Source organism: Dactylosporangium thailandense, from assembly GCF_059739745.1.
The window spans coordinates 8059333-8080579 of the sequence record NZ_AP029195.1; the positions used below are offsets into that span (position 1 = coordinate 8059333).

At 73.1% G+C, this 21247-nt stretch carries 21 protein-coding genes; 5 read left to right on the forward strand and 16 right to left on the reverse strand.

From position 1 onward, the window contains the following. Positions 1-207 precede the first annotated feature (207 nt). The 5 genes from AC6JBM_RS35815 to AC6JBM_RS35835 all read left to right on the forward strand — a co-directional run bounded on the left by AC6JBM_RS35815 (position 208) and on the right by AC6JBM_RS35835 (position 4231). Entirely contained in the window at positions 208-1380 is a 1173-nt protein-coding gene (locus AC6JBM_RS35815; protein WP_497978376.1) for a glycoside hydrolase family 5 protein, read from the forward strand. Then, the gene (locus AC6JBM_RS35820) at positions 1381-1854 is read left to right on the forward strand and encodes a GNAT family N-acetyltransferase (protein WP_497978377.1); all 474 of its coding nucleotides are present in this window, start codon (positions 1381-1383) and stop codon (positions 1852-1854) included. A 21-nt stretch (positions 1855-1875) separates the two neighbouring features. Beyond that, positions 1876-2328: a hypothetical protein gene (locus AC6JBM_RS35825; protein ID WP_497978378.1), complete on the forward strand. Its 453-nt coding sequence runs from the start codon at positions 1876-1878 to the stop codon at positions 2326-2328. Positions 2329-2331: 3 nt separating this feature from the next. Continuing rightward, a complete protein-coding gene (locus AC6JBM_RS35830; protein ID WP_497978379.1) occupies positions 2332-3144 on the forward strand; it encodes a DNA-formamidopyrimidine glycosylase family protein in 813 nt (270 codons plus the stop codon). 265 nt (positions 3145-3409) lie between these two features. Continuing rightward, a complete protein-coding gene (locus AC6JBM_RS35835; protein WP_497978380.1) occupies positions 3410-4231 on the forward strand; it encodes a hypothetical protein in 822 nt (273 codons plus the stop codon). A 411-nt stretch (positions 4232-4642) separates the two neighbouring features. Here the strand turns inward: AC6JBM_RS35835 and pspM are convergent, their stop codons facing one another. The 16 genes from pspM to dapA all read right to left on the reverse strand — a co-directional run bounded on the left by pspM (position 4643) and on the right by dapA (position 21212). Continuing rightward, the gene (pspM, locus tag AC6JBM_RS35840; protein ID WP_350621981.1) at positions 4643-5404 is read right to left on the reverse strand and encodes a phage shock envelope stress response protein PspM; all 762 of its coding nucleotides are present in this window, start codon (positions 5402-5404) and stop codon (positions 4643-4645) included. A gap of 19 nt (positions 5405-5423) precedes the next feature. Then, positions 5424-6278, reverse strand: coding sequence for a PspA/IM30 family protein (locus AC6JBM_RS35845; protein WP_497978381.1), 855 nt, complete (start codon positions 6276-6278; stop codon positions 5424-5426). A gap of 142 nt (positions 6279-6420) precedes the next feature. Continuing rightward, the gene (locus AC6JBM_RS35850; RefSeq protein ID WP_497978382.1) at positions 6421-7245 is read right to left on the reverse strand and encodes a hypothetical protein; all 825 of its coding nucleotides are present in this window, start codon (positions 7243-7245) and stop codon (positions 6421-6423) included. A 30-nt stretch (positions 7246-7275) separates the two neighbouring features. Next, positions 7276-9093, reverse strand: coding sequence for a vWA domain-containing protein (locus AC6JBM_RS35855; RefSeq protein WP_497978383.1), 1818 nt, complete (start codon positions 9091-9093; stop codon positions 7276-7278). A 127-nt stretch (positions 9094-9220) separates the two neighbouring features. Then, positions 9221-9733: a helix-turn-helix domain-containing protein gene (locus AC6JBM_RS35860; protein WP_497978384.1), complete on the reverse strand. Its 513-nt coding sequence runs from the start codon at positions 9731-9733 to the stop codon at positions 9221-9223. A 95-nt stretch (positions 9734-9828) separates the two neighbouring features. Beyond that, on the reverse strand, positions 9829-10326 hold the full coding sequence (locus AC6JBM_RS35865; RefSeq protein ID WP_497978385.1) for a CinA family protein: 498 nt from the start codon (positions 10324-10326) through the stop codon (positions 9829-9831). A 37-nt stretch (positions 10327-10363) separates the two neighbouring features. Next, on the reverse strand, positions 10364-11008 hold the full coding sequence (gene pgsA / locus AC6JBM_RS35870; protein WP_497978386.1) for a CDP-diacylglycerol--glycerol-3-phosphate 3-phosphatidyltransferase: 645 nt from the start codon (positions 11006-11008) through the stop codon (positions 10364-10366). Next, entirely contained in the window at positions 11005-12444 is a 1440-nt protein-coding gene (gene rimO, locus AC6JBM_RS35875; protein WP_497978387.1) for a 30S ribosomal protein S12 methylthiotransferase RimO, read from the reverse strand. Before rimO ends, pgsA begins: the two co-directional genes overlap by 4 nt. A 50-nt stretch (positions 12445-12494) precedes the next feature. After that, entirely contained in the window at positions 12495-12938 is a 444-nt protein-coding gene (locus AC6JBM_RS35880) for a DUF3291 domain-containing protein (protein ID WP_497978388.1), read from the reverse strand. Between the two features lie 9 nt (positions 12939-12947). Further along, the gene (locus AC6JBM_RS35885) at positions 12948-13811 is read right to left on the reverse strand and encodes a helix-turn-helix transcriptional regulator (RefSeq protein ID WP_497978389.1); all 864 of its coding nucleotides are present in this window, start codon (positions 13809-13811) and stop codon (positions 12948-12950) included. Positions 13812-14039: 228 nt separating this feature from the next. Then, positions 14040-14348 carry a hypothetical protein gene (locus AC6JBM_RS35890; RefSeq protein WP_497978390.1) on the reverse strand — a complete coding sequence of 103 codons (309 nt, stop codon included), beginning with the start codon at positions 14346-14348 and terminating at the stop codon, positions 14040-14042. Next, complete coding sequence (locus tag AC6JBM_RS35895) at positions 14345-15265, reverse strand: AEC family transporter (protein WP_497978391.1); 921 nt, start codon at positions 15263-15265, stop codon at positions 14345-14347. The genes AC6JBM_RS35890 and AC6JBM_RS35895 overlap by 4 nt, the downstream gene beginning before the upstream one ends. Before the next feature lie 263 nt (positions 15266-15528). Next, the gene (locus AC6JBM_RS35900; RefSeq protein WP_497978392.1) at positions 15529-18180 is read right to left on the reverse strand and encodes an FtsK/SpoIIIE family DNA translocase; all 2652 of its coding nucleotides are present in this window, start codon (positions 18178-18180) and stop codon (positions 15529-15531) included. A 20-nt stretch (positions 18181-18200) separates the two neighbouring features. After that, on the reverse strand, positions 18201-18572 hold the full coding sequence (locus AC6JBM_RS35905) for a DUF2784 domain-containing protein (protein WP_497978393.1): 372 nt from the start codon (positions 18570-18572) through the stop codon (positions 18201-18203). Position 18573: 1 nt separating this feature from the next. Beyond that, complete coding sequence (locus AC6JBM_RS35910) at positions 18574-20262, reverse strand: ribonuclease J (RefSeq protein ID WP_497978394.1); 1689 nt, start codon at positions 20260-20262, stop codon at positions 18574-18576. Next, entirely contained in the window at positions 20259-21212 is a 954-nt protein-coding gene (gene dapA / locus AC6JBM_RS35915) for a 4-hydroxy-tetrahydrodipicolinate synthase (protein WP_497978395.1), read from the reverse strand. Before dapA ends, AC6JBM_RS35910 begins: the two co-directional genes overlap by 4 nt. Between the last annotated feature and the right edge of the window lie 35 nt (positions 21213-21247).

The following is a 21247-nucleotide window of genomic DNA, read 5'->3' on the forward strand; positions in this document are numbered from 1 at the left end:
CGAGACGACGCGCCCGAGCAAGACGATGCGTCCGAGCGGGACGACGCGTCCGAAGGCCAGGACGCGTCCGAGCGGGACGATCGCGCGACGGAGCCGCCGGGTGGCCCGAGATCTCAGCCGAGGCCGCCCGGGCGGCGCGTCACCCGGGGACGGCCCGGTGCCGGGGCGGTCGCGAGAAGGCTGCAACGGGGCTTCGCGCTCGGTGGCGTGCTGCTGATCATGGTGGCGGCGCTGGCGGTACCGATGGCGCAACCCCGGCCCGTCAAGGTGCTCTGCGTCGACGACGTCGTGCAGGCCCGCGCCGTGGCCGGGCTCGCCAACTTCTCCGCCTGGCTGCGGCGCAACCACGCGACCGGGTTCATCGGCGAGATCGGCTGGCCCGGCGACCGGGACGCGGAGCAGTGGAGCCGGGTCGCCGAGGTCTGGTACGAGGCGGCCGACGCGATCGGGCTCCCCGTCACCGCCTGGGCCGCCGGCACGTGGCCCGCGAACTACCCGATGGCCGTGTACCGCCCGGTCGCGCAGGGCCTGCGGGTCGACGTGGCCGGGCCGCAGGCGCACATCGTCGAGCGGCATGCGAGTACACCCGGATATCTGCGCGGCGTGAACCTGGCCGCGGGCTCGTTCGCCGCCTCGGACAGCGACGGCGGCTTCGGCACCACGAACCCGGGCCGCTACGGCCTGGACTACACGTACGAGACGCCGTCGAGCTACGCGTTCCTGGCCGGCCGCGGCGTGCGCCTCGTGCGGCTCGCGGTCAACTGGGAGCGGCTGCAGCCGCGGCCGTTCGGGCCGCTGGACGCGACCGAGCTCGCGCGGGTGCGCGACGCGCTCGAGCACGCGCGGCGGGCCGGGCTCGCGGTCATCATCGACCTGCACAACTACGGCGACTACGCGCTCGGGGGCGGCCGGGACGGGCCGCCGCGCATGCTGCGGCTCGGCGAGTTCGCGCTGCCGACGACGGCCCTGGCCGACTTCTGGCGGCGGCTGAGCGTCGCGGCCGACGACCCGTCGGTGATCGGGCTCGGGCTGCTGAACGAGCCGACGCGGCTGGCCGCGGACGGGCGCGCGGGCGCGCTGATCTGGCAGCGTGCGGCCCAGGAGGCGGTCGACGCCATCCGCGCGACCGGGGACCGGCGGGCGATCCTCGTCAGCGGGTACACCCCCATCGGACCGCCCTCGTGGGGCGAGATGCACCCGGTCGCCTGGATCCGGGACCCCGCGCACCGGGTCGCCTACGAGTCGCACGCGTACTTCGACCACGACGGCAGCGGGCACTACTGGATGTCGTACGACGACGAGCTGCGCAGCGTCACCTGGCCCCCGCCCGCGCTGTGCCAGCGGTTGACACCGATGGGCCGCCAGGTGCTCACTGCGTAGGTGATCGATGTGCGGCGGGCCGGACCAGGCGACCTCGAACCCGCGCTGGAGGTGTGGCGGGCCGCCAACGAGGCGCGCGGGCACGCGCCCGCGCCCGCGCGCGTGGAACGGGTGCGCGCCAAGCTCCGCGAGCCCGGCGCGCTCGTCGTCGTGGCCGTTGACCAGGGCGACGGCGAGACGGTGGCGATGGGGCTGGCCGAGCCGGGCCGGGCGGACGACGGCGCGGGGGCGCCGGTCGCCGGGGAGGGCCACGTGTCCATGGTCTTCGTCGCGCCCGCGCGCTGGGGTGCGGGCCTCGGCGGCCTGGTCCTCGACGCGCTGCACGCCGCCGGGTGGGCCCGCACCACGCTGTGGACGCGCACGAGCAACGCGCGGGCGCGCCGGCTCTACGAGAAGGCCGGGTACCGCCCGACCGGGCGGACCTCGGCGCTGCCCGCCGGCGACGGGATCATGCAGCTGGAACGGATCGGCTAGCCTCTCAGTGTCATGAGGCGTGTGGCGTTGGTGCTGATCGGGCTCGGCGTGGGGCTGTTCGCCGGCTCGCAGCTCGCCGCGTCCCGGGCGCAGGCCACGGCCCTGTGGACGGGCGTCGCCGCGACGGTCATCGGGCTCGTCATGCTCGCCGCGAGCGGGCCGGCGACCTACGAGCCGAGCGAGGAGGGCGAGGACGGCCGCCCGACGCTCTCCGGTCTCGGCACCCGGGTCGACCAGATCCTGCGCATCGCCGAGGAGCAGGCCGCCGGCCACCTCCGGCAGGCCGAGAAGGACGCCCGGAAGGTGCGCGCCCGCGTCGAGGCCGGGCTGTGGCTCGTGCTGCGCGAGGGCGACGACGGCGAGCGGTACGAGGTGGCCCGCCTCGAGTCGCGCTCGGACGCCGACTCGGTCGTCGCCGCGCTCGAGGCCCGCGGGCACCTGCAGCGCTACTCCGTGGCCCCGGCCGGCGGCTGACGCGTGCCCGAGGGTGACACCGTCTGGAACACCGCGCGCGTGCTCGGCTCGGTGATCACCGGCCAGACCATCACGCGCAGCGACTTCCGGGTGCCGCGGCTGGCGGCGGCCGACCTGTCCGGCTGGACCGTCGCCGAGTCCGCGTGCCGGGGCAAGCACCTGCTGCTGCGGCTGACGAAGGACGGCCGGGAGCCGCTCACCCTGCACTCCCACCTGCGCATGGACGGCGCGTGGCGCACGTACGGGCCGGGCGAGCGCTGGACCGGCCGCCCCGCGCACCTGATCCGCGTCGCGCTGCACACGCCGGCCGCGGTCGCCGTCGGCTTCCACCTGCACGAGCTCGACCTGGTGCCCACGCGCGAGGAGGCGCGGCTCGTCGGGCACCTCGGCCCCGACCTGATGGGCGAGGACTGGGACGCCGACGAGGCGGTGCGCCGGCTGCTGGCCAGGCCCGAGCGCTGGATCGCCGACGCGCTGCTCGACCAGCGCAACCTCGCCGGGATCGGGAACCTGTACAAGGCCGAAACGCTGTTCCTGCGCGGCGTGTCCCCGTGGACGCCCACCGGCGAGGTCGCGGACCCGGGCGCGCTGGTCGCGAAGGCCCACGCGCTGCTCAACTCGAACCGGGGCCGCTTCACCCAGACCACGACGGGCTCGCTGCGCCGCGGCGAGACCAACTGGGTGTTCGAGCGCGCCGGTCAGCCCTGCCGGCGGTGCCGCACCACCATCCGCCGCTGGACCGGCGGTGACCACGATCGCATCACGTACTGGTGCCCGCACTGCCAGCCGGGGAACGGACCCCCGGACCGGACGTGACCGCGCGGCCGCACGAGCACGAGGTCGCCCTCGGCGTCGAGGTCGACAAGCCAGAAGCGCTGGATGTCGTACGGCATGTGCACCCTCGTCACGCTATCCAGCCTGCCCCGGAATGCCCCATTCCCTAAGCCAAATTTGAAGCCCCGTTATTTCGCGACGTATCCGCATCGGCCGCTCGGCGGTTGTTACCCCCGTGACCGGCGTGCTTCGAGATCGCGCGCACCGGGTAGGGTGCTGGCCGGTACGTCTCATGGGGAGGGGCGCGATGGATCACCGCATGACCCGGCGCGGCCTGCTCGCCGGGTTCTTCGCGGCGGCCACGCTGTCCGCGTGCGACGGTGCGCCTCTGGTGACGCCCACCCCGACGACCTCGTTCAACCCGCCTCAGGACCAGCCGATCGCGACCTGGGAGCTCACCGGCGGGTTCACCGCGGCCGGGATCGCCGCGCTGCGCCCGCCCCGCCTGGTCGTCTACGGCGACGGCGACGCCATCGCGGACGCGACGTACCGCTCCCGCCTGGACCCCGACCAGCTGCGCACCCTCGCCGGCGGCATCGCGGACGACCTGCGCGCGGGCGCCTCGCAGAAGAAGCCGACGCCCTCCATGACGATCGCCGACGCGCCCGTGACGAAGGTCTCGGTGTGGTCGCCGACGGGGCCGCTGACGTTCACGGCCGAGGGGCTCGACGAGCTCAAATCCGATCACGTGTACGCCGATGTGCTCTACGACGCCCGCGACCGCCTCGCCGCCGTGCACAAGACGGTGTCCGCGACCGCGCAGCCGTACCTCGCCACCCGCGTCCGCGTCGTGGCCGTTCCGGCGCTCGAAGGGCAGGCGGGCACCGGCACCCCGATCGTGCCCGACCCGAGCCCGTCGGCGACGGTGAACCCGTGGCCGAGCGGCGTCACGCTGCCGTCCCCCGACGCGGAGGGCCTGCGCCGCACCGACTTGGACGGCGACGCGGCGCGGGCGGCGGTGCGCATGCTCACGCGGGACCTGGACCAGCGCGGGGCCTGGCCGACGTACCGTATGGCCGACGGCACCGTGGTCCGGGCGAGCTGGCGTTACCTGCTGCCGACGGAGTGACCTCGCGAGTGATCTTCGAAAAGTCGGGCGCTCCGCGCCACGACTTTTCGGATTTTTCGCCTGTCGGGGCATAAATGCGAAAAGTCCGATCACGAAGTGTCGGACTTTTCGGTGAACGGAACGCCATTCCGCGGCCAAGCGCGGCGCGGCGCGGAGTCAGGCCCGGCGCGGCGCGGAGTCAGGCCCGGCGCGGCGCGGAGTCAGGCCCGGCGCGGCGCGGAATCAGGCCCGGCGCGGCGCGGGCTCAGAATGAAGCGGTTTGCGGGCGCAGTGCGGCCTGAGGACTGCGCAGCTCCGCAAGTCCCCTCCGCGCGACCCTGCCGCGGCGCAACCTCGGGCTCAAACCGTCTGCGGACGCGGCGCGGCCCGACGACTGCGCAGATCCGCAAGCCCCGTCCGCAAGCCCCGGAATCAAGCGGTCTGCGGGCGAGGCGCAGCCTGAGGACTGCGCAGATCCGCAAGCCCCTCCGCAACCCCGCGCAAGAACGCCGTCGCATCCGCGAGACTGCCCACCGCCGCATTGTCCTCGGCAACACACCCAGCGGCCGCGGTCACGAACTGCTCGTACGCGGTGACCCCCTGCTCGAGCTGCTCCGCGAGCATCCGATGAGCGGGCCGCAGCGCATCACCCGAGGGCCCGATGCGCATCGTGCGCTCGACGGACGCGCACCGCTGGGCGAGATCGCGCAGCTGCCGCTCGGCCACCGCCGCGTCCAGTACGGCTCCCTCGGCGGCCGGCCCGAGTCGTCCGACCAGCCCGCTGAGCATGGTGGCGGCGCGGTCCAGGCGCCGCCAGGGCTCGGCGACGGTGAGGCCCCGCAGCTTGAACACGTCGCGCTGCCGGTCGAACTCGGCGATCGCGGTGCGCCCGGCCGGAAGCCGCTGGACGAGCCCGACGAGCTTCTCCCGCGCCATGGTGCCCGCGAGCGCCGGATCGGGCTCGGCCGGCACCGGCAGCGCACGGAAGGCCCGGAAGTCCAGCCAGCGCCACCAGGCGATGGCGATGGAGCCGCCGGCCGCGGCCGCCCAGAACGCGTCGGGCAGGCCGAGGCCGGCATACGGCACGAGGACGGCGGTCGCCCCGGTGAGCAGGCCCGCGCGCACGGTCCAGCCGCGGGCAGAGCGGTGCAGTTTCCGCAGCCGCTTGAGGTGCTTGGTCCGATCGCTGGCCATGACCGCCCCCCGATCCCGGTCAGCCTGCGCTGGCCGAGTCTCCCGCCTGCTTGTCCTTCATGCTGGCCCGGATCTCGTCGAGCCGGGAAATGCTGGCGTCCTTCGGCCCGGCCGAGGCGACCGAGGGCGACTCCGGCGCGGCGGCGAGCTTCTCGCCGGCCATGCTCGCGCGGATCTGGTCGAGGCGGGAGCTGCCGGCCATGTCGAGGGTCGAGCGCTGCACCTCGAGCATGCGGCCCTCCACCGAGTTCGAGGCGAGCTCGGCGCGGCCCATCGCGTTGGCGTACCGCCGCTCGATCTTCTCCCGCACCTCGTCCAGCGACGGGGTGTTGCCGGGGGCGGCGAGGCCGCTCATCGACTCGAGCGACTTGGCGACGGTCTCCTGCATCTTCGCCTGCTCGAGCTGGCTGAGCAGCTTCGTGCGCTCGGCGAGCTTCTGCTGGAGCATCATCGCGTTGTTCTCGACCGCCTTGCGCGCCTGGGCGGCGGCGTTGAGCGACTGGTCGTGGAGGGTCTTGAGGTCCTCCATGCCCTGCTCGGCCGCGACGAGCTGGGTGGCGAACACCTGCGCCGTCTGCTCGTACTGCGTCGCCTTCGCCTCGTCCCCCTCGGCGCGGGACTTGTCGGCGAGCATCAGCGCCTGCCGCGCGGAACCCTGCAGCTTCTCGACCTCGGACATCTGCCGGGACAGCCGCATCTCCAGCTGCCGCTGGTTGCCGATCACCGCCGCGGCCTGCTGCACGAGCGCCTGGTGCTGACGCTGCGCGTCCTCGATCGCCTGCTGGATCTGCACCTTCGGATCGGCGTACTCGTCGATCTTGGCACCGAACAGCGCCATGAGGTACTTCCAGCCCTTAGCGAACGGATTCGCCATTTCGCGGTCCTCTCTCGGCCAGCACGGGGACGTGCAGCTTCTATCGTGTCAGGCTCGCGCTAGAGCGTCACGTCCGGTCGCGGGCCAACCCCCGGAAAATCACTGCCAAACACGTACATTGCGGACACAAGTCAGGGGGATCTCAGGGCTGTGGACCCGGGACATCCCCACCCGAGAGCGCCGAGCGCGACAGCCGCTCGGCCTCGGCCAGGCCGGCGCGCAGGCCCTCGAGGTCGTTCGTGAGCTCCGCCACCTTGGACGCGGTCAGCGGTGCGCCGCCGACCGTGGTCGCGTGCAGAGCGACCAGCTCCGCCATCCGCGCGACCAGGCCTTCCATGCCCAGCACCGCGGACTGCATGCGGGCCAGGAGCATCTCGCGGGCCTCGCGCAGCCGCTGACCGACGTCGAGCTGGTCCGCGACGGCGCGCCGGGCCCGCTCCCGTTCGTCGCGCAACGGTCCCGGGGCGAGGCCGGACAGGCCGCGCTGGAGCTGGTTGTACTCCTGCCGAAGCCGCTGCGTGTTGATCCCCGCCGCCGTCTGGTCGATCAGCGTCACCTGCCCCGCGAAGCGGGCGAGGTCCCCGAGCGCACCGGCGGCCGAGTCGTCGACCTCGGAGATCTGGCTCCTCAGGATCGGATCGCCGGTGCCCTCCGCCTGGCGGCGCAGCGTGCGCACCGCGGCCTCGGCGCGCTTGAGGAACCGCTCGGCATCGCTGCCCCGCGGCGGGGTGGGCAGGCTCGGGGGCGGCGCGGCGTTCACCGGCCGGGGCGATGACCCGCCGCGGTCGGTGAGCACGCCGAGGCCGACCCGAATCCCGTACACCGCGCCCGCGACCGCGAGCCCGACCGGCACGCCGACGAGCAGGCCGGCCGGGGCCAGGGCGGCCGCCACCGCACCGCCCATGCCCCCCAGCACGCCCGCGGCGACGAGTCCCCACGGCTCGGTCAGCTGCTCCTTGACGCCCACGACGGTAAGTGTGCCCCTTCGACCTGAGGATCAGAAGTTGCTGAGGACGTTGACGAGCACGTTGTTGATCGTCGTCGGGTCGCTCGCGTCGTACGCCGCCGCGCGCGAGGCCGAGGAGATCTTCTGCAGCGTGCCGAGGTCGGCCTGCCCGCCGTAGGCGATGGTGAACACGCGGACCGGGATCTCCTTGTCCGACGTGTCCACGTCGCGCACGAGCGCGTCGAGGTCGCTGTCCTTCGGGTACTCGTTCTTGCCGTCCGTGAGCACCACGACCGCGTTGATCCGGCTCGGGTCGGACAGCTCGACCATCTTGCGCTGCGCGGCCCGCGTGGTGGCGTACAGGGCCGTTCCGCCCTCGGCGCTGATACCCCTTATCACCTGCTCCAGCTTCGCCTTGTTGGCCGACAGCGCGGCGACCGGCACCTGCTCGCTGTACGGCGTGCTGGCCCCGGCCACCTCGGTCGAGAACGTCCACAGCCCGACCTCGTCGTCCGGCGCGAGCAGCGTCAGCGACTGCAGCGCCGCCTGCTTGGCCAGCTCCATGCGGGTCTGGCCGTTGCCGGCGTCGTTGTTCATCGAGCCGGACACGTCGAGGACCAGCAGCACCTTGGCCCGCTTGCGCTGGGCGTCCCACGTGGTCAGCGCCTTCTCGAGCACCTGCGGCGACGGCGGGTCGATCACCGTGTACTTCGCGTCCGGCAGCAGCCCGTTCTCGCGCGTGACCGCCGAGCCGGCCTTGCCCTCGAAGGTGCGGAAGGCCAGGTCGGTGAAGCGCTTCTGCTGGCCCGCGTCGCGCACGTAAGCGAGGAAGTCGGCGGCCGCGGCCTTCTGCTCGTCGCTGGCGTTGCTCAGCACCACGTACGGGTGGTCGCTGACCAGCGTGCCTTCCTTGGGGTAGATCGCGACGAGCGGCACCCGCGGCTTGGCCCCCTTGCCGGCCAGCGCCGGGTCGCCGGTCGGGTTGCCGGTGTTGTAGTCGTAGACCGACTTCTCCTCGACCGCGACCGCGCTGACGTAGTTGAGCCCGCGCCCGCCCTGGTCCGCGGCGAGCTGGTTGGACAGGAACGTCAGGGTGGTGTCGCCGTAGTGCACGACGCTGGACTCCACCGACTTGACGTACTGCAGCACCTTCGGGTCGGCGAGATCCTTGTCGGTGAGGTCGGTCGAGCGCCCGGTGGCGGCGAAGTACGCGCCGACCGTGGCGTTGAGCCCCGACGTGGAGAAGTGCGGGTTGGTCTTGCCGAGCCGGAACTTGCCCCACTCGGGGTGGCCCTTGGAGCCCCAGCCGTTCGGGTCGTTGATCAGCCCGAAGACGTCGCCCCAGCCGATCTGCTTGTCCGGCCACCCGAGCGCTTCGGCCATCGGCTTGGGCATGGCCAGTACCAACGGCGACTGCGCGATCATGGGCAGCTTGCCGTCCGGGACCAGGCCGCCCTTGTCGCCGCTGGCCAGGCGCTGCTTGAGCAGCGCGACCCACGACGCCGACGCGGGGGTCCAGACCGCCGGCTGCGCGCCGTCCTTCTTGGTGTCCCAGCCGGCCGCGAGCGCGTCGAGCGCCGCGCCGGAGGCCTTGGTCTGCACCACGGGGTCGGCGCACTTGCCGTCGAAGCGCCGGTCGGACTTGATGTAGCTCTTCGCGAACTCCGTCATCAGCGCGGCCTTCTCGCTGGACGCGGTGATGTTCAGCGTGATGCAGCCCTCGCGACGGGGGTTGTCGGCCTTGTTGTCGCCGCCCTTGTCGTCGCCGCGGTTGGCAAGGAAGAGGTACACGCCGCAGATCGCGAACACGCCGATCACGGCGGCGAGGATGATCGGGAGCGGGTTACGCCGCCGGTTCGGGTAGCTCACGGCCCCAAGTGTGGCAGGTCGCGTCGAATCCCGATCAATCCCCGCCGGACCCCGGCGCGCTCACACACGGCGGCCGGCGCCGATCCCCGCACCCTCAGGCGGCACGGTTCGATGCCGGCCGAGACGCTCAGGCGGCGTAGACGACGTCGCGTTCGCGGTCCACCGGGCCCCGCGTCGCACGCAGCGTGGTCCGCAGCGGCCCATCATGACGTACGGCCACAGAGAGCTTGGCATCCGCGGCGATCTTCGCCTTGGGCGCGCCGCGCACGAGCCGAGCCTGGGGCGCATCGCCGGCCGCAGTCGCCGCGGGCACCGGCTCGGGCTGACCCGCCGGCGCCTCGTTGGCGCCCGACGTGGAATCCGGCACCGGCTCGGGGGCACCGACCGGCACGAGCACCGGCGGCAGATCCTCGGCCAGGGCCAGGGTGTCGCTCACATCCCGCAGCACCTCGGACAACGCGGCGCCCAGGGCCTCGCAGATGGCGGCCAGCAGCTCGCTGGACGCCTCCTTCTGGCCGCGCTCGATCTCCGAGAGGTAGCCGAGGCTCACGTTGGCCGCGGTGGACACCTCACGGAGGGTCCGGTGCTGGGCCTGCCGTCGCGCTCGCAGCGCGTCACCGATCACCCGACGAAGCAGCACGGTGGCACCCCCTCTGACGCAGCTGGCAAGACCGCGAAGAAACTGGTACTCGTCACGGTACCTGGTGAGACGCCGATCGACACCCTGCCCCGCCGTTATGAGACAGCGAGGGTCTCGGCCAGCAACCCGACGGCGGCCTCGACCGCGCCGCCCCGCACCGCGGCCCGGTCCCCCTCAAGGGTGAATTCCCGCACCTCGACGCGGTCCGGCTCGCCCGGCCCGGGGGGCGGCCCGACGACGGCGACGTAGACCCGCCCGACCGGCTGGCCACCCTGCGGGTCCGGTCCGGCGACCCCGGTCGTGGCGGCCGCCCAGTCCGCGCCGCACCGCTCCCGGGCGCCGGCCGCGAGCGCCGCGGCCACCGAGGGGTCGACGGGCCCGTGCGAGGACAGCAGCGGCGGCGGCACCCCGAGGAGCCTGGCCTTCAGCTCGGTCGCGTACGCCACGATCCCGCCCCGGAACACCCGGCTCGCCCCCGGCACCTCGACGAAGGCCGCCGCGAGCAGCCCGCCGGTCAGCGACTCGGCCACGGCGAGGGTCTCGCCACGCTCCTTGAGGGCCGCCAGAATCGCGCCCGCCCGATCCGTTGACACCCGAGCCCCTCTCTCTAGGCGACCGGCTCGCTTCTCTCTAGGCGACCGGCTCGTCCGCCTGCGGGGCCACCGCCGGCGCCGCGCCCGGGCCGGGCAGCACCGCGCCCCCGCCCCGGGCCAGCGACTCGCGCCGGATCCGGATCGCCCGCATCACATAGTCGGCGCCGGTGACGACCGTCACCACGACCGCCGCGGCCATCAGCCACGGGCCGATCTGCGCCAGGCCGTGCGGCAGCGGCGTGAGATACCACCCGATGGCCAGGATCTGCAGGGCCGTCTTCGCCTTGCCACCCCGGCTCGCGGGCATGACGCCGTGCCGGATGACCCAGAAGCGCAGCGCGGTGACGCCCCACTCGCGGACCAGGATGACCACCGTCACCCACCAGGGCAGCTGGTTGTAGGCGGACAGCAGCACCAGGGCGGCGCCGGTCAGGGCCTTGTCCGCGATCGGGTCGGCGACCTTGCCGAAGGAGGTGACGAGGTTGTGGGTGCGGGCGATCCAGCCGTCGACGTAGTCGGTGGCGGACGCCACGATGAAGGTCAGGCCCGCGGCGAGCTGCCAGGCGTCGTGGGTCATCCGGCTGGCCACGACGCACAGCACGAAGACCGGCACGAGCACCATGCGCACGACCGTGAGGACGTTGGCCGCGTTGAGCAGCGGCACGGGCTTGACCTGGGTCATGTCGCCGCCGGGCTGATCAGCTCAGTCGGGGTCGCGACGAGGTCGACGCCGATACTCTCCGTGACCTTGGCCCGCACGAGATCGCCCGGGCGCAGCGACGCCGGGTCGAGGTTGCCGCCCGCCACGAGGGTCGTGGAGCCGTCGACCTCGGGGGCCTGGTGGGCGCCGCGGCCCTCGACGTCCACGCCGTCGGGGTGGCGCTCGACCGTGTCGACGAGCACGTCGACCATCGACCCGACCCGGTCGCCGGCGCGCTGGGCGCAGAGCTCCTCGGCGAGGGCGCTCATCCAGTCGTACCGCTTCTTGACCGTCGCCGCCGAGACCTTGTCCGGCAGCCCGGCCGCCTCGGTGCCGTCCTCGTCGCTGTAGTCGAACACGCCGATCGCGTCCAGCCGGGCCTCGGTGAGGAAGCGCGCGAGCTCGTCGACGTCCTCGCGGGTCTCCCCCGGGAACCCGACGATCACGTTGCTGCGGGCGCCCGCCTCCGGGTCGAGCTTGCGCACGGTCGCGAGCAGGTCCAGGAAGCGCTCGGTGGACCCGAAACGGCGCATGCGGCGCAGGACGGGCTCGCTGGAGTGCTGGAACGACAGGTCGAAATACGGGGCGACGCCCGGCGTGGTGGCGATCGCCTCGATCAGCCCGGGCCGCGTCTCGGCCGGCTGCAGGTAGGACACGCGCACCCGCACGATGCCGGCCGTCCTGGCGAGCTGGGGCAGGAGCTTCTCCAGCAGCCGCGGGTCGCCGAGGTCCTTGCCGTAGGAGGTCGAGTTCTCGCTCACCAGGACCAGCTCGCGCACCCCGTTGGCGCCGAGCCACTCGGCCTCGGCCAGGATCTCCTCCGGCGTGCGGGAGACGAACGCCCCGCGGAAAGCCGGGATCGCGCAGAACGCGCACCGCCGGTCACACCCGCTGGCCAGCTTGAGCGGCGCGACGGGCCCGTGGTCGAGCCGGTGGCGCATCACCCCGCGCAGGTGGGCCGGCAGGTGCCCGGGCGTGACGACCGTCGCCTCCCGGCGCGCGACCGGCGTCAGCGGCAGCAGCGTGCGCCGGTCGCGCGGGGCGTGCGACGGGATGGACTCGCCCGCCAGGATCGAGTCCAGGCGGGCGGCCATGTCCGGGTAATGATCGAAGCCCAGCACCGCGTCGGCCTCGGGCAGCTCCCCCGCCAGCTGCTCCCCGTAGCGCTCGGCGAGACACCCGGTCGCGACGACCTTGGCCCCGGTGTCGGCCGCGGCCAGCAGGGTGTCGATCGAGTCCTGCTTGGCCTTGGCCACGAAGCCGCAGGTATTCACGAGCACCACATCGGCGTCGGTCCCGTCGGTGGTCACCGACCAGCCGCCGTCGGCCAGCCGGGCGGCGAGCTCCTCGGAGTCCACCTCATTGCGGGCACAGCCCAGGGTGAGCAGGGCTACGCGGCGGTCAGTGTTGGTGGACATGCTGTCGAGGGTACCGACCGGGACTGACAATTTGCGGAGCGGATCCGGCCTCAGGGAGCCGGGAATATGTCTCGGAACGTGAAGGCCTCCGGCGTCGGCCCGGACCTGCGGAGCAGCTCAAGCCGCTCGCGCGCCTCCGTGAGGCCCGGCCGGTGGCCGGACGGGACCCACCAGAGCACCGCGTGAGCCTCCCCGAGCGGCACAAACCACTCCCGCCGTCGTCGCAGAACGTCGAGGTGACCACTACGGAAGGTGTACTGTCGCAAATCCTCCAGCGACGCCCAGACCGACATGTTCACCATGAGGTCCCCGCCGAACGGCCGCAACGAGGTGGCATCGGCACCGCCGTCGTCCACGAGCCGCCACACGAAGCCCGGGTACTCGTCCGCGACCGCGTTGATCCGGTCGATATCAGCGTAAAAGCCCGCCATGCGGGGATCGCCGCGCGGTCCGACGGGCACGCCGACGTTGAGCTGAGCCAGGTGAGCGGTCATGGCGGCAGTCTAAGACAAACTCTCATTGTTTTTAGTACCGGTCGCATGCCGATCGTGTACCCCGCCCGCGCCGGACGGTTCGTTCTGCATGACGGCCCGCGCCTCCGCGCGCAGCTGCTCGCCTTGCACGTCGTCCCGCGCACCCGCGCCGAGCTGGCCTCCCTGCGCCTGCGCATCGTTCAGCGCGCCCGCGCCCAGCTGGCCGCCGTGTGCCTCCGCGCCGAGCCGATCGCCCCGCTCGTCGTCCCGCGCGCCCGCGCCCGCGCCGAACCGGTCCACGACGACGCAGCACCCGTCCGGCCGGGGGTCGATGCGCGCCCCGCTTCCGAGCGCGCCCCGCAGCAGCGCCAGGTTGGCACCGCACACGACGCCCGGATGCGTGCGCGCCACCGCGTCGAAGGGGCAGTTGCGCAACCGCCACACGTCGCCCTCGGCGTACGGCTCGTATCCGAGACCCCGCAGCGTCGCCTCGGCGTCCTGGCCCTTGAGCCGGGCCCCGGTGCGCTCCGCCGCCGCGTACAGGGCCGGCTCGACCCCAGCCTCGGAGACCGCCTCGGCGAAGACCTCGGCCAGCACGCGATACCCCCGCGGCGGGAGACTCACCGAATGCTCGGCCGCGGAGCGCCGGTACAACTTGGAGGGCCTCCCGGCCCCGGGCCCGCTACGCCCGCCGAGCCGCGCGAACGCCACATCGAGCAGCCCCGCCTCGGCGAGCTTGTCGAGATGATGTGCGGCGAGCGTGCGCCCGATCCCGAGCGCCTCGGCAACCTGATCCCGGCTGACCGCGTCCCCGGCCGCCGCGACATGCTCGTACACCGCCCGCCGCCGCGGGTCGGCCAGCGCCGCCAGCGCGTCGATCTCCTCGTCCGGCACGCGTTCAACTATCGCAGCAGCACCGCCCGCCACCGCGCGGCCGCCTCGAAGCACCACCGCAACCCCGCGAGGTCGCACGCCCCGGCCACCCTGCGGCGGCCTCGAAGCGGCCCCCGCGCCCCGCTGCCGGCGACGTCGCACACCGCCGCCACCCTCACCGTCGCGACATCGCCGCGCCGCCACCCGCCCGGCCGCCGCCACGCGGTCGTCACGGCACCCGCCGCCGCATCACAGCACCACCGCCGCGTCACGCCACCACGTCGCGCGTTCGCGCCGCACGACCACGCCGCGGCCCACGTCGCGCGAACACGTCGCGCGGAAGCGTCGCGCGGAAGCGTCGCGCGGAAGCGTCGCGCGGAAGCGTCGCGCGGAAGCGTCGCGCGGAAGCGTCGCGCGGAAGCGTCGCGCGGAAGCGTCGCGCGGAAGCGTCGCGCGGAAGCGTCGCGCGGAAGCGCGGCCTACGTCGCGCTTCCGCGCCAGACGACCGCGTCGCGCGACCGCGCCGCGCGGCCGTGGCGCGCGGCCGTGGCGGCTCATTGCAGCAACGTCGCGGCCACCGTGAGCGTCGCCATCGACAGCCCCGTCGACGCCACGATGACGTCGCGCGAGAAGGTGCCGTCCACGCCGTACGCGCGCGCGAAGACGAACGTGTTCTGTGCCGTCGGCAGCGCCGAACACAGCACGACCGCGAGCAGCGCCTCCCCGGTGAGCCCGAACACGACGCGCGCGAGCAGGAAGCACAGCAGGGGCTGCACAAGCGATTTCAGCAGTACCGCCAGTGTCACCTCCACGGGCCTGCGCGCCTCCCCGGCGCCGTTTCCCCGCGGCACGAGCGAGAGCCCGAGCGCGACGAGGGCCGAGGGCACCGCGGCGTTGCCCAGCAGCGCGACCGCGTCGCTCACGAGCCGCGGCAGGTGTACGTGCGCGGCGCCGAGCACCACGCCGGCCAGGCACGCGAGCATCACCGGACTGCGCAACGGCACCGTCAGGAGCCGCCGCCAGCGCCCGGTGGCGTGCTCGCTCTGCGCGATGTCGAGCGTGCCGAGAATCACCGGCGTGAGGATGGTGGTCTGGATCAGCAGTACCACGGCGATGAAGCTCGCATCGCCCACCACCTGCATCATGACGGGGATGCCGAGGTTGCCCGCATTCACGTACGCGCAGGCCATCCCCGCGATCGTCTGCTCGGCCAGCGGCCGGCGGAACAGCCACCGCGCCGCGCAGAAGCCGACCGCCCCGATGACCAGCGTGGCGATCGAGAACGCCGCGACCGCGCGGCCCGCGGGGCCCCCGATCGGCTGCCGGGTGAGCGTGTTGAGCAGCGCCGCCGGCATCGCCACGTAGAACACGAACCGCCCGAGCACATCAACGGCGGGCGCCCCGAGCACCCCGCTGCGCCCGGCGATGAACCCGACGGCGGTGAGCGCCCAGATCGGCACGAACGCGGCCAGCACTCCTACGCGCTCCCCCGCCTGAGCCTCACCCGAGTCACCCTAGGCCAGCGCCGACCGTCACCCCACGGGCCACCGCGCGTGATCGACTCCGAACCCGCGTCGCACCAGGTCGCCGCCGCGCAAAGGACCGCACGCACCCGCCGACGAGGGCGGGCCAGGCGCAGCGGGCGAGAACGTCGCAAGGCACAACCGACCCGGGACGTCGCCAGGCACACACAGCGGGCGCGGGCGTCACCAGGCGGACCGGTCCGAGCCGCCCGCCGTCAGTCGTCGTCTTCGGAGGCCTGCAGCGCGCCCAGCACCTCGCCGAGCGAGTCGGGCTTGATGAGCACGTCGCGGGCCTTCGAGCCCTCCGACGGGCCCACGATGCCGCGGGTCTCCATGAGGTCCATGAGGCGGCCCGCCTTGGCGAAGCCGACCCGCAGCTTGCGCTGCAGCATGCTCGTCGAGCCGAACTGGCTCGTCACCACGAGCTCGATGGCCTGGACGAGCAGCTCGAGGTCGTCGCCGATCTCCTCGTCGATCTTCTTCTTGCCCTCGTCCCGCTTGGTCGTCACGTCGGGCCGGAACTCCGGCTCGCGCTGGTCCTTGCAGAACTTCACGACGTCGTTGATCTCGGTCTCGGAGACCCAGGCGCCCTGGATGCGGATCGGCTTCGACGCGCCCATCGGCAGGAACAGCGCGTCGCCGCGGCCGATCAGCTTCTCGGCGCCGGGCTGGTCGAGGATGACCCGCGAGTCGGCCAGCGACGACGTGGCGAAGGCGAGGCGCGACGGCACGTTGGCCTTGATCAGGCCGGTGACGACGTCGACGCTGGGCCGCTGGGTGGCGAGCACCAGGTGGATGCCGGCCGCGCGGGCCAGCTGGGTGATGCGCACCACCGAGTCCTCGACGTCGCGCGGGGCGACCATCATGAGGTCGGCGAGCTCGTCGACGACGACGAGGAGGTACGGGTACGGCCGGATCTCCCGCTCGCTGCCCGGCGGCGCGGTGATCTGTCCCGCCCGCACCTTGCGGTTGTAGTCGTCGATGTGCCGGACCCCGGCCGCGGCGAGGTCGTCGTAGCGCATGTCCATCTCGCCGACGACCCAGTCGAGGGCGTCGGCCGCCTTCTTCGGGTTCGTCACGATCGGCGTGACCAGGTGCGGGATGCCCTCGTAGCTGGTGAGCTCCACCCGCTTCGGGTCCACGAGCAACAGCCGCACCTCGTCCGGCGTCGACCGGGTCAGCAGCGACACGAGCAGGCTGTTGAGGCAGCTGGACTTGCCCGCGCCGGTCGCGCCGGCGATGAGGATGTGCGGCATCTTGGCCAGGTTGGCCACGACGTAGCCGCCCTCGATGTCCTTGCCGAGCGCGACGACCAGCGGGTGGTGGTCGCCGGTCGCGGCCCGGGAGCGCAGCACGTCGCCGAGCGCCACGTTCTCGCGGTCGGGGTTGGGGATCTCGACGCCGACCGCGCTCTTGCCCGGGATCGGGCTCTGGATGCGCACGTCGGCCGACTTCACCGCATAGGCGATGTTCTTCGACAGCGCCGTGATCCGCTCGACCTTGACGCCGTGGCCGATCTCGACCTCGTAGCGGGTGACCGTCGGGCCCCGGGTGAAGCCGGTGACCAGCGCGTCCACGCCGAACTGCTCGAACACGCCCTGCAGCGCGTTCATGACCTCGTCGTTGGCCCGGGTGCGCCCGCGCGGGGCGTCGCCGGTGCCGAGCAGGTCCGGGGGCGGCAGCTTGTAGTCGGCGTCGGTGAGCGCGAGCTGCTCGGCCCGCGTCGGCATCGGCGAGTGCTCCGGCGGCTCCTTCTCGGGCGCCTGGGCCTTCTCCTTCTTCTTGCGCCCCGCGGCGGGCATCCGCTGCAGCACCACGGTGTCGTGGACGAGCTCGGGGTCGAGGTCGGGCGCGGCCGCGTCGAACTCGTCGGGGTCGAGGCCGAGCGGGTGCGGCAGCGGCTCGGGCTCGCCGTCGGCACGGGCGGCCTGGCGGCGGCGGGCCGGAGCCCGGCGGGCGGGCCGCTCCTCGGGCTCGTCGTAGAGCTCCTCGAACTCTTCCTCGTCGTCGATGAGCGTCGGGTCCTCGACCCGCCCGAGCGCGAGGTCGCGCAGCTGGCGCCAGCGCTGGGGGATGCGGCTGATCGGCGTGGACGTCACGACCAGCAGGCCGAACGCGGAGAGCAGCAGCAGGAGGGGTACCGCCACCCAGGACGTGACCGCCATCTGCAGCAGCCCGCCCCCGCCGCGGCCGAGCAGGCCGCCGGCCCGGTCCATCCGTGCCGGGAGCGTGGGGCTGCCCGCGGCCAGGTGCATCAGCCCGGTGCCGCCGATGAAGAGGGCGCCCCAGCCGATCAGTCCACGTCCGCGGCGCTCGTCGGGGTCCCCGGTCGAGCGCATGATCCGGACGCCGCCGATGACGAGGAGCACCGGCAGTACCGCTGAGGCACCCCCGATGAACGTGTGGCAGATGTCGGCGAGCCATCGGCCCACCGGCCCGGCCGCCTGGAACCACAGGGCCGCCGTGAGCAGCACCGCGAGCCCGATCACGCCCAGCCCGGCGCCGTCGCGGCGGTGCTCGGGATCGAGGTCGCGGGCGGTCGCCGCCTGGCGCCCGATCGCGCGGGCGCCCCAGCCGACGCTGTGCGCGAGCCCCATCCAGACCGCGATCATGCCCCGGCCGAACAGGCCCAGCGGCGTGGCGACCATGGTCCCGGTCCGGCGCCGGCGCACGGGTGTCGCGGCGCGGGTGCTCGCTCGCGGGGTCGCCCGGCCGCGGGTCGCCTTCGCGGGGGTCGCCTTGGCCGCGGGCGTGGCCCGGGCACGGGGCGTCGCCGCACGCTTCTGGGGGGTAGCACGCGTGTTCGAACCGCCGCGCGCGTTGGACGTGCCTCCGCCGCGGCCGGCCTGGGAGGTGCGGCCCGCCATGGACACACCGTATCGGTCGGCTACGACAATCTTCTCTCGGCACGCCGGTGACGAAGCTTCGCGAGGGCGACCGCGTAGGAGAAGAGCACGATGACGCCGACCAGGACCTGCAGCAGGTGCGTGTACCGCTCGGGGTAGAGGACATTCTCGATGTACGTGTCGATGAAGCCCTTGTCCCCGACCGCCTGCCCGGCCTTGCGGCGAGCCCAGTGCTCGGCGACGGTGAGCGGGCAGGTCAGCGGGATCGACACGACGGCGAGTCCCCAGGCGGCGGCGGCCAGATGGGGCCAGAAGGCCCTGGGCCACCGCCAGACGAGGAACCCGCCGAGCACCACGTAGGCGAGGAAGCAGAAGTGCAGCACCAGGACCGTCGTCGCCAGCGCCGCGTACATCTCAGACCTCGACCACCGTCGGCACGATCATCGGGCGGCGCCGGTACGCCTCGTTGACCCAGCGGCCGACCGTGCGCCGCACGATCTGCTGCAGCTGGTGCGGGTCGGTGATGCCGTCGGTCGCCGCCCTGTTGAGGGCCTCGGTGACCAGCGGCAGCACGGCGTTGAAGACCGCCGGGTCGTCGGAGAAGCCCTTCGCCGAGACCGTCGGACCGGCCACCACCTTGCCGGTGACGGAGTCGATCACGACCGTGGCCGCGATGAACCCGCCGTCGCCCAGGATACGCCGCTCGGTCAGCAGCGACTCCCCCACGTCGCCGATGGCGAGGCCGTCGACGTAGACGTACCGCGAACGGATGTGGCCCACGAGGCGCGCCTCGCCATCGACGAGGTCGACCACGTCACCGTCCTCGCAGAGCACGACGCGCTCGTCGGGCACGCCGGCCTCTCGGGCCAGCTGCGCGTGCGCCCGCAGGTGCCGCCACTCGCCGTGCACCGGCATGAAGTTGCGCGGCTTCACGACGTTGAGCAGGTACAGCAGCTCGCCCGCGGGCGCGTGCCCGGAGACGTGCACCTTGGCGACGTCCTTGTGCACCACGATCGCGCCGGCTCGCGAGAGCTGGTTGATCACGCGGTACACCGCGGTCTCGTTCCCGGGGACCAGCGACGACGCGAGCACCACGGTGTCGCCCTCGCCGATGACGATGTGCCGGTGGTCGCCGTTGGCCATGCGGCCCAGCGCGCTCATCGGCTCGCCCTGCGACCCGGTCGACATGAGCACCACCCGATCGGGCGGCAGGCTCATCGCCTCGTCGATCGCGACGACCAGCCCGTGCGGGATGCGCAGCAGGCCCAGGTCGCGGGCGATGCCCATGTTGCGCACCATCGAGCGGCCGATGAGGGCCACCTTGCGCCCGTGCGCGTGCGCGGCGTCGAAGACCTGCTGCACCCGGTGCACGTGGGAGGCGAACGAGGCGACGATGATGCGCCCGGTCGCGCGGCCGAAGATCCGCTCCAGCACCGGGCCGATCTCGCGCTCCGGGTTCACGAACCCGGGGATCTCGGCGTTGGTCGAGTCCGACAGCAGCAGGTCGACGCCCTCGGCGCCGAGCCGCGCGAACCCGGCCAGGTCGGTGATCCGCCCGTCGAGGGGCAGCTGGTCCATCTTGAAGTCGCCGGTGTGCAGCACCGTGCCGGCGCCGGTGGTCACGGCCACCGCGAGCGCGTCCGGGATCGAGTGGTTGACCGCGAAGAACTCACACTCGAACGGCCCCAGGCGCTCGACCTGCCCCTCGCGGACGGTCAGCGAGTAGGGCTCGATGCGCCGCTCGGCCAGCTTGGCCTCGACCAGGGCGAGCGTGAACTTCGAGCCGACGAGCGGGATGTCGGGCTTGTGGGCGAGCAGGTACGGCACCGCGCCGATGTGGTCCTCGTGCCCGTGCGTGAGCACGATCGCCTGAACCTGGTCCAGGCGGTCGAGGATCGAGGAGAAGTCGGGCAGGATGAGATCGACGCCGGGCTGCTCCACGTCGGGAAACAGCACGCCGCAGTCGATGACAAGCAGCTTGCCGTCGAACTCCAGCAGCGTCATGTTGCGGCCGATCGCGCCAAGGCCGCCCAGCGGGGTCACCCGCAGCGTGCCGGGCCCCGGAGGGGGTGGCGGATCGAGCTCGACGTGCGCCACCGTCATAAGGCCACTCCGAGGTCGTTGTGGTGCGCCATCTGGTCGGCCGAGCCGATGGTGCGGCCCGCCTCCGCGCAATCTTCCCGCAAACGGCCGAGTTCCGCCGCATTCGCGCCCACGAGAGGCGGGCGGACCGGCCCGGCGGGCAGGCCGAGCAGCGTCAGGGCCGCCTTGGTCAGGATGACACCCTGGGTGCGGAAGAATCCGCAGAACGCCGGCAGCAGCTGCAGGTGCAGGTCCCGCGCCCGCGCGACGTCGCCCGCCTCGTACGCCGTGATCATGGCCTTGGTCTGCGGCCCGAAGACGTGCGTGGGGACGCCCACCACGCCGACCGCCCCGACCGAGAGCAGCGGCAGGGTGAGCTTGTCCTCGCCGGAGTAGTACGCCAGGCCGGTCCGCTTGATCACCCAGGCGGTCTCGCCGAGGTCGCCCTTGGCGTCCTTCACCGCGACGATGCGCTCGTGCTCGGCGAGCTTGCACATCGTCTCGGTCTCGATCGCCACACCGGAGCGACCGGGGATGTCGTACAGCATGACCGGCAGATCCGCCGCGTCGGCGACGGCCCGGAAATGGTGCACGAGGCCGGCCTGGGGCGGCTTGTTGTAGTACGGCGTCACCACGAGCAGCCCGTCGGCGCCGGCCTTCTCGGCGGCCCGGGCGAGCTCGGCGGAGTGTGCGGTGTCGTTGGTACCGACGCCGGCGATCACGTGCGCCCGGTCGCCGACGGCCTCCACGACCGCGCGGAGCACCCGGTCCTTCTCCGCGTCGCTCGTGGTGGCCGACTCGCCGGTCGTGCCGTTGACCACCAGGCCGTCGTGCTCCTGCTCGTCGACCAGGTAGGCGGCGAGCCGAGCGGCGCCGTCGACGTCGAGCGAACCGTCAGGCCCGAACGGCGTGACCATCGCGCTGAGCAACCGGCCGAACGGCCGGCCGGGGACGGAACCGGTGCGTGTCATACGCACAACCTAGCGGAAGCCCAAGCGGAGCATTT

Excerpts from the sequence above, each read along its gene's own strand:
- AC6JBM_RS35835 (WP_497978380.1), top strand. The coding sequence starts at position 3,410 with ATGGATCACCGCATGACCCGGCGCGGCCTGCTCGCCGGGTTCTTCGCG.
- rimO (WP_497978387.1), bottom strand. The coding sequence starts at position 12,444 with ATGTCCACCAACACTGACCGCCGCGTAGCCCTGCTCACCCTGGGCTGT.
- pgsA (WP_497978386.1), bottom strand. The coding sequence starts at position 11,008 with ATGACCCAGGTCAAGCCCGTGCCGCTGCTCAACGCGGCCAACGTCCTC.
- AC6JBM_RS35900 (WP_497978392.1), bottom strand. The coding sequence starts at position 18,180 with ATGGCGGGCCGCACCTCCCAGGCCGGCCGCGGCGGAGGCACGTCCAAC.
- AC6JBM_RS35890 (WP_497978390.1), bottom strand. The coding sequence starts at position 14,348 with ATGAGCCGCCACGGCCGCGCGCCACGGCCGCGCGGCGCGGTCGCGCGA.
- dapA (WP_497978395.1), bottom strand. The coding sequence starts at position 21,212 with ATGACACGCACCGGTTCCGTCCCCGGCCGGCCGTTCGGCCGGTTGCTC.
- AC6JBM_RS35880 (WP_497978388.1), bottom strand. The coding sequence starts at position 12,938 with ATGACCGCTCACCTGGCTCAGCTCAACGTCGGCGTGCCCGTCGGACCG.
- AC6JBM_RS35845 (WP_497978381.1), bottom strand. The coding sequence starts at position 6,278 with ATGGCGAATCCGTTCGCTAAGGGCTGGAAGTACCTCATGGCGCTGTTC.
- pspM (WP_350621981.1), bottom strand. The coding sequence starts at position 5,404 with ATGGCCAGCGATCGGACCAAGCACCTCAAGCGGCTGCGGAAACTGCAC.
- AC6JBM_RS35910 (WP_497978394.1), bottom strand. The coding sequence starts at position 20,262 with ATGACGGTGGCGCACGTCGAGCTCGATCCGCCACCCCCTCCGGGGCCC.
- AC6JBM_RS35905 (WP_497978393.1), bottom strand. The coding sequence starts at position 18,572 with ATGTACGCGGCGCTGGCGACGACGGTCCTGGTGCTGCACTTCTGCTTC.